The organism is Streptomyces sp. NPDC037288 (genome assembly GCF_055603265.1).
On the sequence record NZ_JBVJVY010000004.1, the window covers coordinates 230,393 to 246,508 of the forward strand.

General features: G+C 72.2%; 14 protein-coding genes. 5 read left to right on the forward strand and 9 right to left on the reverse strand.

The window, feature by feature from the left end; genetic code table 11:
* Position 1: 1 nt before the first annotated feature.
* Positions 2-1,255, reverse strand: a complete 1,254-nt coding sequence (locus tag ACZ7GZ_RS06990) for an extracellular solute-binding protein (RefSeq protein WP_471021611.1) — start codon at positions 1,253-1,255, stop codon at positions 2-4.
* Positions 1,256-1,467: 212 nt separating this feature from the next.
* Between ACZ7GZ_RS06990 and ACZ7GZ_RS06995 the strand changes: the two genes are divergently transcribed.
* On the forward strand, positions 1,468-1,683 hold the full coding sequence (locus tag ACZ7GZ_RS06995) for a dodecin (RefSeq protein ID WP_470988597.1): 216 nt from the start codon (positions 1,468-1,470) through the stop codon (positions 1,681-1,683).
* 4 nt (positions 1,684-1,687) lie between these two features.
* Here ACZ7GZ_RS06995 and ACZ7GZ_RS07000 read toward each other — a convergent pair whose 3' ends face one another.
* Positions 1,688-2,179, reverse strand: coding sequence for a phosphatase domain-containing protein (locus tag ACZ7GZ_RS07000; protein ID WP_471021612.1), 492 nt, complete (start codon positions 2,177-2,179; stop codon positions 1,688-1,690).
* Between the two features lie 79 nt (positions 2,180-2,258).
* Here ACZ7GZ_RS07000 and ACZ7GZ_RS07005 point away from each other — a divergent pair, with 79 nt between their 5' ends.
* Genes ACZ7GZ_RS07005 through ACZ7GZ_RS07015 form a run of 3 tightly spaced genes read left to right on the forward strand, consistent with a single transcriptional unit; the run spans position 2,259 to position 5,920 of the window.
* Positions 2,259-3,308 (forward strand): LLM class flavin-dependent oxidoreductase, encoded by a 1,050-nt coding sequence (locus ACZ7GZ_RS07005; protein WP_471021613.1) that lies wholly within the window; start codon positions 2,259-2,261, stop codon positions 3,306-3,308.
* A gap of 39 nt (positions 3,309-3,347) precedes the next feature.
* A complete protein-coding gene (locus ACZ7GZ_RS07010; RefSeq protein WP_471021615.1) occupies positions 3,348-3,542 on the forward strand; it encodes an antitoxin in 195 nt (64 codons plus the stop codon).
* A gap of 26 nt (positions 3,543-3,568) precedes the next feature.
* Positions 3,569-5,920 carry an ATP-binding cassette domain-containing protein gene (locus tag ACZ7GZ_RS07015; protein ID WP_471021617.1) on the forward strand — a complete coding sequence of 784 codons (2,352 nt, stop codon included), beginning with the start codon at positions 3,569-3,571 and terminating at the stop codon, positions 5,918-5,920.
* On the opposite strand, the gene ACZ7GZ_RS07020 is transcribed toward ACZ7GZ_RS07015, so the two are convergent.
* The 5 genes from ACZ7GZ_RS07020 to ACZ7GZ_RS07040 form a co-directional block, all read right to left on the reverse strand.
* Complete coding sequence (locus ACZ7GZ_RS07020; RefSeq protein WP_471021619.1) at positions 5,896-6,822, reverse strand: lysophospholipid acyltransferase family protein; 927 nt, start codon at positions 6,820-6,822, stop codon at positions 5,896-5,898. The two genes, ACZ7GZ_RS07015 and ACZ7GZ_RS07020, sit on opposite strands and share 25 nt — an antisense overlap.
* Complete coding sequence (locus tag ACZ7GZ_RS07025) at positions 6,822-7,592, reverse strand: GNAT family N-acetyltransferase (protein ID WP_471021621.1); 771 nt, start codon at positions 7,590-7,592, stop codon at positions 6,822-6,824. The genes ACZ7GZ_RS07020 and ACZ7GZ_RS07025 overlap by 1 nt, the downstream gene beginning before the upstream one ends.
* A gap of 164 nt (positions 7,593-7,756) precedes the next feature.
* Positions 7,757-8,506: a succinate dehydrogenase/fumarate reductase iron-sulfur subunit gene (locus tag ACZ7GZ_RS07030; RefSeq protein WP_471021622.1), complete on the reverse strand. Its 750-nt coding sequence runs from the start codon at positions 8,504-8,506 to the stop codon at positions 7,757-7,759.
* The gene (locus ACZ7GZ_RS07035; RefSeq protein WP_471021623.1) at positions 8,503-10,452 is read right to left on the reverse strand and encodes a fumarate reductase/succinate dehydrogenase flavoprotein subunit; all 1,950 of its coding nucleotides are present in this window, start codon (positions 10,450-10,452) and stop codon (positions 8,503-8,505) included. Before ACZ7GZ_RS07035 ends, ACZ7GZ_RS07030 begins: the two co-directional genes overlap by 4 nt.
* Before the next feature lies 1 nt (position 10,453).
* Complete coding sequence (locus tag ACZ7GZ_RS07040) at positions 10,454-11,125, reverse strand: succinate dehydrogenase (RefSeq protein ID WP_471021750.1); 672 nt, start codon at positions 11,123-11,125, stop codon at positions 10,454-10,456.
* Between the two features lie 120 nt (positions 11,126-11,245).
* Between ACZ7GZ_RS07040 and ACZ7GZ_RS07045 the strand changes: the two genes are divergently transcribed.
* Positions 11,246-12,130, forward strand: a complete 885-nt coding sequence (locus ACZ7GZ_RS07045) for a LysR family transcriptional regulator (RefSeq protein ID WP_471021626.1) — start codon at positions 11,246-11,248, stop codon at positions 12,128-12,130.
* An 842-nt stretch (positions 12,131-12,972) separates the two neighbouring features.
* Here ACZ7GZ_RS07045 and ACZ7GZ_RS07050 read toward each other — a convergent pair.
* Positions 12,973-15,117, reverse strand: a complete 2,145-nt coding sequence (locus ACZ7GZ_RS07050) for a putative bifunctional diguanylate cyclase/phosphodiesterase (protein WP_471021627.1) — start codon at positions 15,115-15,117, stop codon at positions 12,973-12,975.
* Positions 15,114-15,926 (reverse strand): SAM-dependent methyltransferase, encoded by an 813-nt coding sequence (locus ACZ7GZ_RS07055; protein ID WP_471021628.1) that lies wholly within the window; start codon positions 15,924-15,926, stop codon positions 15,114-15,116. The genes ACZ7GZ_RS07050 and ACZ7GZ_RS07055 overlap by 4 nt, the downstream gene beginning before the upstream one ends.
* Positions 15,927-16,116 lie beyond the last annotated feature (190 nt).

Consider the following 16,116-nt stretch of genomic DNA (forward strand, 5'->3'; position numbering starts at 1 on the left):
GTCAGAGGTCCGGGGTGAGTTCCCTGGTGATCCTGGCGGAGGCCCGGCGGGCCTCCGTCGCCGGGTCCGCGCCCTCGATCACCCGGGTCATGTACTCCTTGACCGGGTTGTCGGCCTCGACGTCGGCCCACTGAGGGGTGCTGGGGGTCGCCCGGCCGTGTGCCGCGCCCGCGGCCATGGCGGCGACCCCCTCCTCGCCGGCGACCGCGCTCGCCAGCGTGGTCTTGTTGGGCACGTACTTCATGGTGCGGGCGAGTTCGGTGTCCCACTTGGCGCCGGTGAGCGCGCCGACGACGGCCGTAGCGGCGAACTGGTCCTTGGTGTGGTCCGGGACGACCAGGTCGGAGCCGCCGGTGAAGACGGTTCCGGGGCGCGCGGCGGTCTTCCCGGGCACCGGGAAGAACCCCAGCCTGTCCTTCAGCCCCGGGTTCTGCTGCACGACCGCCCGGGCGAGCCCGGGGACCGCGACGATCTGCGCCACCTTGCCGCCGGCGAACACTCCGGCCTGGGGCGGGTGTTCCTCGTCCGCGTCCACCGGGCCCCGGCCCAGCGCCTGCAGCCGCCGGTAGAAGTCCATGCCGCGCAGCGCGGCCGGCGTGCCGAGGGTGCCCTGCCACTTGTAGTCGTGTTCCTTGGCGAGGTCGCCGCCCTCGTCCCAGATGAAGCCCGAGAGGGTGTACCAGTCCTGTCCGGCGAGGTAGATGCCCTGGTTGCCGCCGGAGTTGAGCTTCCCGGTGTCGGCGAGCCACTCCTCGCGGGTCTTCGGCGGCCGGGTGATGCCGGCCGCCCGGAACAGGTCCTTGCGGTAGACGACGACGCGGTTGGCCGCGTACCAGGGGATGCCGTACTGCTTGTTGCCGTCCTTGCCGGGCTCGGCGAGGCCGGGCAGCCAGGTGTCCTTGCCCCAGTCGCGCATCGACTCCAGTGTGAGGTCGGCGAGCCGGCCGCCGTCGGCGTACAGCGGCACCTGGGTGTTGCCGACCTCGATGACATCGGGTCCGCGGCCGGAGTCGTCCTGGAGCGCCGTGCGGACCTTGCCGACGATGCCGGTCCAGTCCTGGATGCGGATGTCCAGGCGCAGGTCCTGGTGGGTGCGCTCGAAGTCGGCGGTGAAGCGCCGGAGGAAGTCCTCGGAGGCGCTGTCCTTCATCAGCCACACGGTGACGGTCTTGCGGCCGTGTTCTCCGGGGAGCATCCCGCAGGCGCTGACGAGGGAACCGGTGGCACACACGAGGGCGAGCAGACGACGTCTCACGAGGGGTCCTGTTCTGTCTGGCGGGACGGTGCGGACAGGGGTGGGGGCCCGACGTGGGGGGACGAGCGGCAGGGCTCGTACGGGTGTGCTGGATTTTGGTATGGACCAATGCGAGGGGTCAAGGGCTACGCACCGTAGGCGTGCGACCGCCGTGCGGTCCGGGCGCGGATGCGGCACCGTGGAGTACGGCGTGACACGAGAGGAGCACCCGCATGACGAACCACACCTACCGGGTCACCGAGATCGTCGGCACCTCGCACGAGGGTGTCGACCAGGCCATCCGCAACGGCATCGCCCGCGCCGACCAGACCCTGCGCAATCTGGACTGGTTCGAGGTGACGCAGGTCCGCGGCCAGATCGAGAACGGGCGGATCGAGCACTACCAGGTGGGCCTGAAGGTGGGCTTCCGCATCGAGGACGGCGACTGAGCCGTCAGGTACGCCCTTCCCGTTCCTGCGCCTCCTGCAGTGCGGCGGACTTGGCCGCCCAGCGGGCCCGTACCACGGTGAACCCGGCGCGTTCGGCGTCGTCGCAGACCAGCTCGTCGTCGTCCACGACGACCCGCACCTCCCGGTCCCGCGCGAGCCGGCGCAGGATCTCCAGCTTGGTGAACCGGGCCGGCCGGCGGTCGGCGTCGCCGCGCATGTGCACCCGCCCCTCGGGCAGCCCGTGGTACGCGAGCCACTGCACGGTGTCCCGGCGGTACCGCTCGGGCCGGCCCGTGAGATAGACGACCTCGCACTCCCGGGTGCTCTCCACCGCCAGCGCCACCCCCTCGGCGAGCGGCGGGTCAGCGGGCGCGGCGGCGAAGAACGCGCCCCAGTCCCGCGGCCGGCTCGCCAGGAAGTGCTGCCGGTGAGCGGTGTCGGCCAGGGTGTTGTCGAGGTCGAACACGGCAAGCGGGCGCGCGTTGCTGTCGGTCACGGGGCCACCTTAGCCAGACCCGACGTACCGGCGGAGACCGCATCGGGAATCTGCCGGCCGTCAGGGTGTTGAACTCTGCGTGAGCAGCACAGTGATCGCCCGGACCCCGTTCTCCGTCCTCGACCGTTCCCGTGCCCGGCAGGGGCGCCCGCCCGCCGAGGCGCTGCGCGACACCGTCGCGCTGGCACGGGAGGCGGAGGCGCTCGGCTACCACCGCTTCTGGGTGTCCGAGCACCACGGCGTGCCCGGCGTCGCCGGCTCCGCGCCGACCGTGCTCGCCGCCGCGGTCGCCGCCGCGACCCGTACGATCCGGGTCGGCACCGGTGGCGTGATGCTGCCCAACCACCAAACCCTCGTCGTCGCCGAGCAGTTCGGCGTCCTGGAGTCCCTGTTCCCCGGCCGGATCGACATGGGGCTCGGGCGTTCCGTCGGCTTCACCGACGGGGTGCGCAGAGCGCTCGGCCGGGACAGGGAGGACGCCGGGGACTTCGCGGCACAGCTCGGCGAGCTGCTGGGCTGGTTCGAGGGCAGCTCGCCGACCGGGGTGCGGGCACGGCCCGCGGAAGGGCTGCGGGTGCCGCCGTTCGTGCTGGCCATGGGCGAGGGCGCGCGGATCGCGGCGCGCGCCGGAGTGCCGATGGTGATCGGCGATCTGCGCGGGCGCGAGAAGCTGCTGCGCGGCATCGACCAGTACCGTTCGCTGTTCCGTCCCTCCCCCTGGGCGTCCGAGCCGTACGTCGTGGTCTCCGGCACGGTCGCGGTCGCCGGCACCGAGGAGGAGGCACGGCGGCTGCTGGTCCCGGAGGCCTGGTCGATGGCGTACTCGCGCACCCACGGCGCCTTCCCGCCCCTGGCTCCGGCCGAGGAGACCGAGGCCCGCCCGATGACCGCGAAGGAGCGCGGCTTCTACGAGGCCTCCCTCGCCGGCCACATCGCCGGCACCGGCGAACAGGTCGCCCATGAGCTGGAGACGGTACTGAAGGAGACGGGGGCGGACGAGGTCCTGGTCACCACGAGTACGTACGACCGGACGGCTCTGCTGGATTCCCACCGGCGGCTCGCCGGCCTCTTCGCGCCGGGCCGCCGAGGTCCCGCGGCCCCGAGATGCGGACCCGCCCGGGGCCGGTGACCCTGGGAGGGCAAGCCGCAAGCGACGAGGAGGGCTGCCATGTCCTTCATGGACAAGATCAAGGGCATGCTCAAGGGCCATGAGGACATGGCCGACAAGGGCATCGACAAGAGCGGCGACTACATCGACCAGCGCACCGGTGACACGTACCAGTCGCAGGTCGACGCCGCGCAGGACAAGCTGAGGGACGAGTTCGGCACCCGTCCGAACCGGGACAACCCGCCGCAGTCGTAGCGAACCGGGGCGGCTAGGGTTTCCCCATGCACAGCCCCCACGACCCGCACGATCCCTACGTCCGCGTACGCGGAGCCCACGAGCACAACCTCAAGGGCGTCGACGTGGACATCCCACGGGACGTACTGGCCGTGTTCACCGGCGTGTCCGGCTCGGGGAAGTCGTCCCTGGCGTTCGGCACGATCTACGCCGAGGCTCAGCGGCGGTACTTCGAGTCGGTCGCGCCGTACGCGCGCAGACTGATCCACCAGGTCGGGGCGCCCAAGGTCGGGGAGATCACCGGGCTGCCGCCCGCGGTCTCGCTGCAGCAGCGCCGCTCGGCTCCGTCCTCCCGCTCCTCGGTGGGCACGGTCACGAATCTCTCCAACTCCCTGCGCATGCTGTTCTCGCGCGCCGGGGAGTATCCGGCGGGCGCGGGGCGGCTCGATTCGGACGCGTTCTCGCCGAACACGGCGGCCGGGGCCTGTCCGGAGTGCCACGGACTGGGCCAGGTGCACCGCACCACCGAGGAGTTGCTGGTGCCGGACCCCTCGCTGTCCGTCCGCGAGGGCGCCATCGCCGCCTGGCCCGGTGCCTGGCAGGGCAAGAACCTGCGCGACATCCTGGACGCGCTCGGCCACGACGTGGACCGGCCCTGGCGCGAACTGCCCGCGCGGGAGCGGGAATGGATCCTGTTCACGGACGAGCAGCCGGTCGTCACCGTCCACCCGGTCCGGGACGCCGACCGCATCCAACGGCCATACCAGGGCACGTACATGAGCGCCCGCCGGTATGTGCTGAAGACCTTCTCGGACACCAAGTCCGCGTCGCTGCGGGCGAAGGCCGAGCGGTTCCTGACCAGCGCGCCCTGCCCGGTGTGCGGGGGCAGCCGGCTGCGGCCCGAGGCGCTCGCGGTGACCTTCGGCGGCCGGACCGTCGCCGACCTGGCCGCGCTGCCGCTGACCGCCCTTGCCGCCCTGCTCGACCACGGCGGCAAGGGCGGCACCGAGACCGCCCGGGTCCTCATCGAGGACCTCACCTCCCGGATCGCGCCGGTGGTCGAGCTGGGGCTCGGTTATCTGAGCCTGGACCGCTCCACCCCCACCCTGTCGGCCGGCGAGCTGCAACGGCTGCGGCTGGCCGCGCAGTTGCGCTCCGGGCTGTTCGGTGTGGTGTACGTCCTGGACGAGCCGTCCGCCGGACTGCACCCGGCGGACACCGAGGCCCTGCTGACCGTGCTGGACCGGCTGAAGGCGGCCGGGAACTCGGTGTTCGTGGTGGAGCACCACCTGGAGGTGGTGCGCGGCGCCGACTGGCTGGTCGACGTGGGCCCCGGCGCGGGCGAGCACGGCGGACGCGTGCTGTACAGCGGGCCGCCGGCCGAGCTGGCATCGGTCGAGGAGTCGGCGACGGCCGCCTTCCTCTTCGACGAGTCACCGGGGCCGGCGCGCGCGGTCCGTTCGCCGCGCGGCTGGTTGAAGGTGGGGCCGGTGACCCGGCACAACCTGCGCGCGGTGACGGCCGAGTTCCCGCTCGGTGCCTTCACCGCCGTCACCGGGGTCTCCGGCTCCGGAAAGTCCACCCTGATCGGTGAGTTGACGGAGGAACTGGAGGGGGTGGACCGGCTGGTCCGGGTCGACCAGAAGCCGATCGGGCGCACCCCGCGGTCCAACCTGGCCACCTACACCGGCCTGTTCGACGTCGTACGCAAGGTGTTCGCCGAGACGGAGGAGGCGCGCACGCGCGGGTACGGCGTCGGCCGCTTCTCCTTCAACGTGGCGGGGGGACGCTGCGAGACGTGCCAGGGCGAGGGGTTCGTCAGCGTCGAGCTGCTGTTCCTGCCGAGCACGTACGCGCCCTGCCCGGACTGCGGCGGCGCCCGCTACAACCCCGGGACACTCGAAGTGTCGTACCGGGGACGGAACACCGCCGAGGTGCTGGACCTGACGGTGGAGGCCGCGGCGGAGTTCTTCGCCGACATCCCGGCCGCCGCCCGCAGCCTGGGCACGCTGCTCGACGTCGGCCTCGGTTACCTGCGGCTCGGGCAGCCGGCGACCGAGCTGTCCGGCGGCGAGGCACAGCGGATCAAGCTGGCGAGCGAACTGCAGCGTGGGCGGCGCGGACACACCCTCTATCTGCTGGACGAGCCGACGACCGGTCTGCACCCGGCCGATGTGGAGGTGCTGATGGACCGCCTCCACGGGCTGGTCGACGCCGGGCACACCGTCGTGGTGGTCGAGCACGACATGACGGTGGCCGCGGGCGCGGACTGGGTGATCGACCTGGGCCCCGGCGGGGGTGACCGGGGCGGGCGGGTCGTGGCCTCGGGGCCGCCGGAGCGGGTCGCCCGTGCGGCGGGCAGTGTCACGGCGTCCTATCTGGCTCGGGTGATGCCCTGAACGGAGAGTGCCGCGTCGTGCCGTCGGCCGGCTGTCGCGCCGTCGTGGCCGGTCGCGCGGTTCCCGGCGCTCCCTGGGGGCGCGCCTGGCCGGACGTCGGCCACCAGGGCCGCGTGGGTCCAGGCGGGCTCGGGTGTGACCGGCTGGGCCGCGCGGGCGAGGGCACGGCGGTCGGGGTGGGCGCCCGGGGGGATCACCGGTCGTATGTCCACCTCCGCGATCAGTCCCCGGGTGCGGGCCACCCGCCACAGGGAGGCGAGCAGGGTGTCCTCGCCGACGAACGCGGCGGCCGTGCTGGCCGTACCGCCCTCCTGTGTGTAGCGCAGCCGCACCGGCTGCACCGGCACGCCCGCGTCCAGTGCGGCCTGGAAGACCGCCCGGTGGAAGCGGCCGTGGGCCCGCCCGCACCAGGTGCTGCCCTCGGGGAACGCGGCCACGGCCGCGCCCGCCCGCAAGGCCTCGGCGATCCGGGCGACCGTCTCGGGCAGGGCACGCAGCCGGTCCCGCTCGATGAACAGGGCCCCGCCGCGCGCGGCCAGCGCGCCCGCCACCGGCCACTGCCGGATCTCGGTCTTGGCCAGCATCCGGGCCGGGCGTACGGCGGTGAGCAGCGGGATGTCCAGCCACGAGACATGGTTGGCGACCAGCAGCAGCCCGCCGGCCGGCGCGGCGACGCCGGTGCGGCGGACCTCGACCCCGATGGCCCGTACGATCGCCCGGCACCACCGCCTGACCCACTCGGCGGGGATCCTCCCGCCGAGCGGGGACAGCGCGGTCCCGGCCAGCAGCAGGACCACGACCGCGGCCAGCCGCAGCACGGCCCGGGGTACGGCCGCGGCGGCCGGGGCCGGCTCCACACAGGCGCCCGGGGTGCAGGGCGCGCTGGGCAGCCAGACGCTCATCAGGCCGGCACGAGGGAGAGGAAGTGCCGCAGATAGCGCGCGTTCACCCGGCGCATCGACAGCAGCACGTACAGGTCGGCGACCCCGAAGTCCGGGTCGTGCGCGGGCTCGCCGCACACCCAGGCGCCGAGGCGGAGATAGCCGCGCAGCAGGGCGGGCAGTTCGCTGTGCCCGGCCGGGGGCTCGGCGTCCGGGGTCCACGGCAGCAGCGGCCGTACGCGGAACTGCTCCGGTGCCAGGTGCCTGGCGCGCACCCGTTCCCAGGTGGCCGTCGCGAGGGCCCCGCCGTCGGCGAGCGGCACCGAGCAGCAGCCCGCCAGCCACTCGTGCCCGCGGTCGACCATGTAACGGGCTATGCCGGCCCAGATCAGGCCGATGACGGCGCCGTCACGGTGGTCGGGGTGCACACAGGAGCGGCCGACCTCGACCAGTCCGGGCCGGATCGCGTCGAGCGCGGTCAGCTCGAACTCGCCCTCCGAGTAGAGCCGGCCGGCGACCGCGGCCCGCTCCGGCGGGAGCAGCCGGTAGGTGCCGACGACCTGCCCGGTGAGGGTGTCCCGCACGAGCAGGTGGTCGCAGTAGGCGTCGAAGGGGTCGACGTCGAGTCCCGGCTGCGGCGTGGCGAGCAGGGCCCCCATCTCACCGGCGAAGACGTCGTGCCGCAGCTGCTGAGCGGCCCGCACGTCGTCCTCGTCACGGGCGAGGGTGACGGTGTAGCGGGTCGGTGCCGCGGGCTGTGGGGGGCGGTCGAGGGTGGAAACGCCGGTCATGGCTCTCTCCTGGTCATGGGCCGGTTCGGCGGCGGGGCGGCGGGGCGGTGTGTATCGGCCCGCCGCTCCTGTTCTTCCGACGCCGGTTGGCGTGCGCGTGACCTGAGCGGGGAGAGCGGATGTGGGGATGCTGAACGCCGGGGGCGCCCCGAAGGGGCGCGGGGCTACCGCCTCCCCGCCTTCCGGGTGGCCCTCAGCCACTCCTTGTTCATCGCGGTGATCGACACCAGGGGAATCCCCTTCGGGCAGGCGGTGGCGCACTCACCGGTCAGCGTGCACCCGCCGAACCCCTCCTCGTCCATCTGGGCGACCATGTCCAGCACCCGCGTCTCCCGCTCGGGCGCCCCCTGCGGCAGCACGTTCAGGTGGTTGACCTTGGCTGAGGTGAACAGCATCGCCGCACCGTTGGGACACGCGGCCACGCAAGCCCCGCACCCGATGCACTCCGCGTGCTCGAAAGCGAAGTCGGCGTCGGCCTTCGGCACCGGCGTGGCGTGCGCCTCCGGCGCGGACCCGGTCGGCGCGGTGATGTAGCCGCCGGCCTGGATGATCCGGTCGAACGCGGACCGGTCCACCACCAGGTCCTTGATCACGGGGAAGGCCGCCGCCCGCCACGGCTCGATGTCGATCGTGTCGCCGTCCTTGAAGGACCGCATGTGCAGCTGGCAGGTGGTGGTGCGCTCCGGCCCGTGTGCGTCGCCGTTGATCACGAGGGAGCACGCGCCGCAGATGCCCTCGCGGCAGTCGTGGTCGAAGGCGACCGGTTCCTCGCCGGAGAGGATGAGCTGTTCGTTGAGGACGTCCAGCATCTCCAGGAAGGACATGTCGGACGAGATGCCGTCCACCTCGTATGTGGACATCGCTCCTTCGGCGTCGGCGTTCTTCTGCCGCCAGACGCGCAGGGTGAGCTTCATGCGTAGCTCCGCTGGGTGGGGTGGACGTACTCGAAGACCAGGTCTTCCTTGTGCAGGACGGGTGCCTCACCGGTGCCGGTGAACTCCCAGGCCGCCGCGTAGGCGAACTCGTCGTCCCTGCGGGCCGCCTCCCCGTCCGGGGTCTGGGACTCCTCGCGGAAGTGGCCGCCGCAGGACTCGCCGCGGTGCAGTGCGTCGAGGCACATCAGCTCGGCGAGTTCGAGGTAGTCGACGATCCGGTTGGCCTTCTCCAGCGACTGGTTGAACTCCTCGCCGGAACCGGGAACCCTGATGCGCCGCCAGAACTCCGCGCGGATCTGCGGGATGCGCTCCAGGGCCTTGCGCAGTCCGGCTTCGGTGCGGGCCATGCCGCAGAACTCCCACATGAGTTCGCCGACTTCGCGGTGGAAGGAGTCGGGGGTGCGGTCACCGTCGACGGACAGCAGCAGGTTGAGCCGGTCCTCGGTCTCGGCCAGCACCTCCCGCACCACGGGGTGTTCGGCGGTCACCGGGGCCTGGTGCGGGTGGCGCGCCAGGTAGTCGTTGATGGTGGCCGGGAGCACGAAGTAGCCGTCGGCCAGGCCCTGCATCAGCGCGGAGGCGCCGAGCCGGTTGGCGCCGTGGTCGGAGAAGTTGGCCTCGCCGATCGCGAACAGGCCCGGGACGGTGGTCTGCAGGTCGTAGTCGACCCACAGGCCGCCCATCGTGTAGTGCACGGCCGGATAGATGCGCATCGGCACCTCGTACGGATCCTCGTCGGTGATCCGCTGGTACATGTCGAAGAGGTTGCCGTACCTGGCCTCGACCGCCTTGCGGCCCATCCGCCTGATCGCGTCGGCGAAGTCGAGGTAGACGCCCTGCCCGCCGGGCCCCACCCCCCTGCCCTCGTCGCAGACGTTCTTCGCGGCGCGGGAGGCGATGTCGCGCGGGACGAGGTTGCCGAAGGACGGGTAGATGCGTTCCAGGTAGTAGTCGCGCTCGTCCTCGGGGATCTGGTTCGGCGGGCGGGTGTCGCCCTTGGCCTTCGGCACCCAGATCCGGCCGTCGTTGCGCAGCGACTCGCTCATCAGGGTCAGCTTGGACTGGTGGTCGCCGGTGCGCGGGATGCAGGTCGGGTGGATCTGCGTGAAGCAGGGGTTGGCGAAGTACGCGCCGCGCCGGTGCGCCCGCCAGACGGCGGTCGCGTTGGAGTTCATGGCGTTGGTCGACAGGTAGAAGACGTTTCCGTACCCGCCGCTGGCGAGTACGACGGCGTCCGCGAAGTAGGTGTCGATCTTCCCGGTGACCAGGTCACGTGCCACGATGCCCCGGGCCCGCCCGTCCACGACGATCAGGTCGAGCATCTCGGTGCGCGGGTGCATCTCCACGTTGCCCGCGGCGATCTGCCTGCTGAGGGCCTGGTACGCGCCCAGCAACAGCTGCTGGCCCGTCTGGCCGCGGGCGTAGAAGGTGCGGGAGACCTGGACACCGCCGAAGGAGCGGGTGTCGAGCAGACCGCCGTACTCGCGGGCGAACGGCACGCCCTGGGCCACGCACTGGTCGATGATCTCGACGGAGATCTGCGCAAGCCGGTGGACGTTGGACTCGCGGGCGCGGAAGTCGCCGCCCTTGACGGTGTCGTAGAACAGCCGGTGGATCGAGTCGCCGTCGTTGCGGTAGTTCTTCGCCGCGTTGATGCCTCCCTGCGCGGCGATCGAGTGGGCGCGGCGCGGGGAGTCCTGGTAGCAGAACTGGACGACGTGGTAGCCCTGTTCGGCGAGGGTCGCGCCCGCGGAACCGCCGGCGAGGCCGGTGCCGACGACGATGACCGTGTGCTTGCGCCGGTTGGCGGGGTTGACCAGCCTGGCCTCGAAGCGCCGCTTGTCCCAGCGCTCGTGGACCGGGCCGGAGGGCGCCTTGGTGTCGGTGACCGGTTCACCGGTCGGGTAGTTCACGTAGTCGGTCATGTCAGCTCACCACTCCGGTCATGACGCCCACGGGTACGGCGATGAAGCCGGCCGTGAGCAGCAGCGCGAGGACGTTGGCCATGGTCTTCAGGGCGCGGTCGCGGGCGCGGCTGCCGACGCCGAGGGTCTGGGCGGCGCTCCAGAAGCCGTGCCGGATGTGCAGGCCGAGCGCGAGCATCGCGACGATGTAGATGACGTTGCCGTACCAGGTGGAGAAGGTGTCGACCACGTTCTGGTACGGGTGGCCCTCCTGGAAGCCGCCGGAGTGCACGGTGCCGGTGGTCAGGTCCAGGACGTGCCAGACGATGAACAGGCCGAGGATGATGCCGCCCCAGCGCATGGTGCGGGTGGCGTAGCTCGCCCGGGGCCTTGAGTGGACGTACTTGCTGGGCCGCGCCTTGATGTCCCGGCGGCTGAGCTGGTACGCGGACGTGGCGTGGGCGGCCACGGCGACGACGAGGACGATCCGGATGAGCCAGAGCGTCCACTCGTAGTGCATGAAGGGTTCGCCGACGGTGCGCAGCCAGTGGGCGTAGTGGTTGAACTCGCCCGCCCCGAAGTAGATCTTCAGGTTCCCGATCATGTGCGCCACCAGGTACAGCAGCATGATCAGGCCGCTGACGGCCATCACGGTCTTCTTGCCGACGGAGGAGTCCCACATCGTGCGCGCCATGGACGGCCGTCGGTCCGTCCGCGTTGCCAGAGCCATGGAACAGCACGCTAGGGGTGAGGAACCCGATCGGTCCAAGACATGGTCCAGCTTGTTTCCATAGATGGAAACTATCATCGCTGTATGCAGCTCCAGCAGCTCCAGTACTTCGTGGCCGTCGCCGAGGCCCGGCACTTCACCCGCGCCGCCGAACTGGTGCACGTCGCCCAGCCGTCGCTGTCGCAGCAGATCAAGGCGCTGGAGCGGGAGCTCGGCGCGGATCTGTTCCTGCGCGCGCGGGGCAACATCACGCTCACCGACGCCGGCGAGGCGCTGCTGCCGCTGGCCCGGCGGATCCTGGCCGACGCGGACACGGCGAGGTACGAGGTGCAGGAGCTGGTGCAACTGCGGCGGGGCCGGGTGCGGCTGGGGGCGACGCCGAGCCTGTGCACCGGCCTGCTGCCGGACGTGCTGCGCGCCTTCCACGACCGGTATCCCGGCATTCGGCTGCTGATCGAGGAGGGCGGCTCGCACGACCTGGTGCGGGAGCTGGCGCGCGGCGCCCTCGACCTCGCGTTGATCGTTCTGCCGCTGCCCACGCCGGCGCCCGCGCTGTCGACGGTGGAGCTGCTCCGAGAGGAACTGGTCGTGGTGTCCGCACCCGAGGAGCCGGCTCCCGGCCGGGGTGGACGGGCCGTGCACATCTCCGACCTGGAGGGCGAGCGGCTGGTGATGTTCCGGCACGGGTACGACCTGCGGGAGCTGACCGTGGCGGCGTGCCGCTCCGCCGGGTTCGAGCCGGAGTTCGCCGTCGAGGGCGGTGAGATGGATGCGGTGCTGGGGTTCGTGCGGGCCGGACTGGGGCTTGCCGTGGTGCCGCGGATGGTCGCCACTCGGTCCGGGCTGGGGCTCAGGGTGACGCCGCTCGCCCGTCCCGGGTTGCATCGGACCATCGCGCTGGCTCATCGCAGTGACGTGGCTCCGCCGAGGGCCGCGCGGGAGCTGCAGCGGATGCTGCTCGAGCGGTGAGGGTGTCGTACGGTGCCGTGATGCAACCGCCGCCGCCGGCCGGGGAGTTGCCTCACCGGAACGCATGACGTCGTCTTCCTGTCCCCGGCTGCAGGCGCGGGAGCTGGTCCGGCCCGCGGACGAGCCGGTCTGCGCGCTCGGGACCACCCCGGCATGAACGCGGCCACACCGCTGACCCGGCTGTGCCCGCCGGCCGCGGGCGAGCGCTGGGGCGAGGACATCCGCCGACAGGTGCCCGCATCGGGGATCCGGTCCTGGCCGGACACCCCTCGGGGGGACCGAACGGCTCTGGCCCCGCCCCGGTGACCGGCCCGAGACGTTCACCGGACGGATCCGCCGCGTCCTGACCGTCGCGCTGTTCGCACTCGCCGCGGCCACCGGGCTGCCGCCGCGCCCGGCCGAGCCCTCCACCGTCCGCACCGCCGACATCCGTCACCGGCCTGCGGCTCACCACGCCGCTGTGCGGCACCGCCCTCGCCGCACCGCATCCACCGCTGCCAGGCGAGGCGCTCCGCCGCCCGGCCACCGCACCGGCCCGCACCCCGACCACCCCGACCGCCCACGGCCCTGACCCCGCGCCTGACGGCACGGAGCGGCAGGGCCGGCCACCTCGCAGGCCTCGGGTACCGGCTCACGCTCGGATGCGGCGCGTTCCGCGTGTGCGCCCTCGTGACCCTCCCGGCGGGCCGGAACCCGCTCGCCGTCCTGCGGACCGCCCCTCGTCCGGACTCCGTCGCCGGCACCCCGGCGCTGTGCCTCCGGGCCGCCACGGCCCTCAGCGCCGGTCCCGATCCGCGGCGCACGAGGGCACGACGAGCGGGACGACCCGCCCGTCCGGGGGCTCAGCCCGTCGCGTCCACCAGAGCCAGGTCGTGCAGGCGCTCGGGTGGGCCCGGGCGGGCGTAGTACCAGCCCTGGGCCGTGTCACAGCCCAGTATCCGCAACTGCTCGGCCTGCGCACCGGTTTCCACGCCCTCGACCGTCACGGCGAGGTCGAGGCTGTGGGCGAGGGAGACGATTCCCTCGACGATCTTCAGGTCGACCGGGTTGGCGGGGAACTGCTGCATGCCCCGGGTGAAGGAGCGGTCCAGTTTGAGGATGCGCACCGGCAGACGGCGCAGGTTGGCGAGGTTGGAGTAGCCGGTGCCGAAGTCGTCCAGGGCGATGTCGACGCCCATCTCGGCGAGCCGGTGCAGGGGCTTGAGCAGATCGTCGTCGGCGCCGATGAGCGCGGACTCGGTGACCTCCAGACACAGGGCTTCCGGTGCCACCCCCGCCCGCTCCAGGATGTCGACGGTGTCCTGGACCAGGCGCGGATGACTGAGCTGGCAGGGCGAGAGGTTGACGTTGATGCGCAGGGGCCCGGCGGCCTGGTCCTCGCCGTGGCGTTCTCGCCAGGCGCGGGCCTGGCGGATGGACTCCTCCAGGACCCAGCGGCCGAGTGGAACGATCAGGCCCGTGTGCTCGGCGAGCGGGATGAAACGGTCGGGGCCGAGCACGCCGTGCTGCGGGTGCAGCCAGCGCACCAGGGCCTCGGCGCCGCGCACACTGCCGTCGCCGAGGTGGACGAGCGGCTGGTACTCGATGAAGAACTCACCGCGTTCCAGGGCCGTCGGGAGGGCCGTGGTCAGGCCGTGGCGGGTGATGGCGCGGGCGTCGGCCTCGGGGTCGGCGAGTTCGGACCGGTTGCCGCCCGCCGACTTGGCCCGGTACATCGTGATGTCCGCGCTGCGCAGCACCTCGGCGGCGGTGCGCTCGCCGGCCGGGCCCTCGACGATGCCGAGACTGCCGCGCACCATCAGGTCGCGGCCGTCGATGCTGATCGGGGTGACCAGCGCGTTCATGATGCGGTCGGCCAGCTCGTCCACCTTGCGCGCGGTGCCGGGGCCGGTGGTCAGCGCCACGAACTCGTCGCCGCCGAGCCGGGCGACCATCTCACCGGGCGCGGTCGCACAGGACTGCAGCCGGTCGGCGACCTCCACCAGCAGCCGGTCGCCGGCCGCGTGCCCGAGGCTGTCGTTGACGGTCTTGAAGCCGTCCAGGTCGAGGTAGCACAGGCCGAAGCGCTGCCCGTCGCCCGCGTTCAGCACCTTCTCCAGGCGTTCGAAGAACAGGGTGCGGTTGGGCAGGCCGGTGAGCGCGTCGTGCGTCGCCTCGTAGCGCAGCCGGAGGTTGAGCAGCCGGCGTTCGGTGGTGTCCTCCATGAGGGCGAGCTGGTACTGCGGTCTGCCGTCGGCGTCGCGCAGCAGGGAGACCGTCAGGTTGGTCCACAGGACCGTGCCGTCGGGCCGGTTGAAGGCCTTTTCGAGGTGGTAGTGCTCGCGGTCGCCGCGGACGAGTTCGTCGTAGAGCTTCCAGGTCTGCGGCGCGTCGTCGGGGTGCACCCAGTCCTGGACGCGGCGACCGCGCAGGGTGTGCTCGGAGAGCCCGAACATGCGCATCAGAGCCTGGTTGACCTGCAGGACGTTGCCGTCGAGGTCGGCGATGCCGACCCCGATGGCCGCGCCCTCGAAAACCGCGCGGAAGCGGGCCTCGCTGGCGTGCAGCGCCTGTGCGACCACGCCCTGGGCCTGCAGGGCGGCCTGGGCGATCGCTTCCTGCTCGGCGAGGGTGCGCTCGCGGAGCGCCTCGGCATAGCCGGCGGCCATCGCGTGCTGCAACCGCGAGGAGCGCAGCCGGGGTTCGTCCTGCGGGCCGTCCCCGGCGCAGTACAGCACCAGATAGGCGTCGACGCAGTCCAGGGTGCGGGCGAGCGCCTCGGGGTCGGTGCAGTGCGCGCCGACCAGCGCGGCGCCGACCGCCTTCGCACCGCAGGCGTCGAAGCCGTGCGCGCGCAGCAGCTCGCTCAACCGGCGTGCGAGCGGAAGCAGTTGTTCCTCGAACTCGGCACGGGTCAGCGACGTGGAGGTCACCGGGTACACGGCCCGGCTCCAGATCGTCGTGAACCGGCGCAGTCTGTCCTCCGGCCCGTCCGGCTCGGCGCTCACGCCGTACGCCCCACGCCGGCGAATCCGGAGAAGGCGAACGGATCCTCGTCCTCCGGTGCCGACTCCGGCCGCCAGTGCGGCATCGGCACCAGTCCCGGTTCCACCATGTCGTACCCCTCGAAGAACCGCGCGATCCGGTCGCGCGAGCGCATGATCAGCGGGTTGCGAATGTCCTTGTATACGTCCACCGCGCCCTCGGCCCGCTCTGCGGGCACCGGGATTCCCTCGTACGAGGCATGGGTGAGGATCAGCAGGCTGCCGGGCGCGAGCGCGTCGCGCAGCTCGGCCACCGCACCGTAGGGGTCGTCCGCGTCTTCCACGAAGTGCAGTATGGCAACGAGGAGGAGCGCGACTGGGCGGTTCAGGTCGATCAGCCGCTCCACCTGGGGGCTGGACAGGATCTCCCGCGGCTTGCGCAGGTCCGCGGCGACGACGTCCGCGGCGTCGTCGCCCGCCAGGACCGCCTGGCTGTGTGCGACGGCGACCGGGTCGTGGTCGACGTAGACCACGCGGGCGCCCGGTGCGGCCGCCCGGGCCACCTCGTGGACGTTGCCGAAGGTCGGGATGCCGGAGCCGACGTCGAGGTACTGGGTGATGCCCTCGCCGGCCGCGAACCGTACGGCGCGGCGCATGAACGCCCGGTTGGCCTGCATGACCTTCGGCAGGCCCGGCATGAACTCCATCGCCTTGCGGGCCGCTTCCCGGTCCACCTCGAAGTTGTGCGAACCGCCCAGGTAGTAGTCGTAGATCCGCGAGACACTCGGCACCGAGATGTCGATGCTCCGGGGGGCCCAGGCGGGGCGCTCCATGTATCACTCCAAGGCGTAGGCGACAGGGACAGGCGATCCGGTGTTCGAGCAGAGGCTACTGATCGCCCGCGAAACGGGCGACCCGAACCGGAAATTGACCGTCCGTTCCCGGTCACTGCCTGCGACGTCGCTGTCGCGTGTGCCGCGGTTTGCCCGTCTTGCGAGCGCGGCCTGCCAGGGCCGGCCGGGC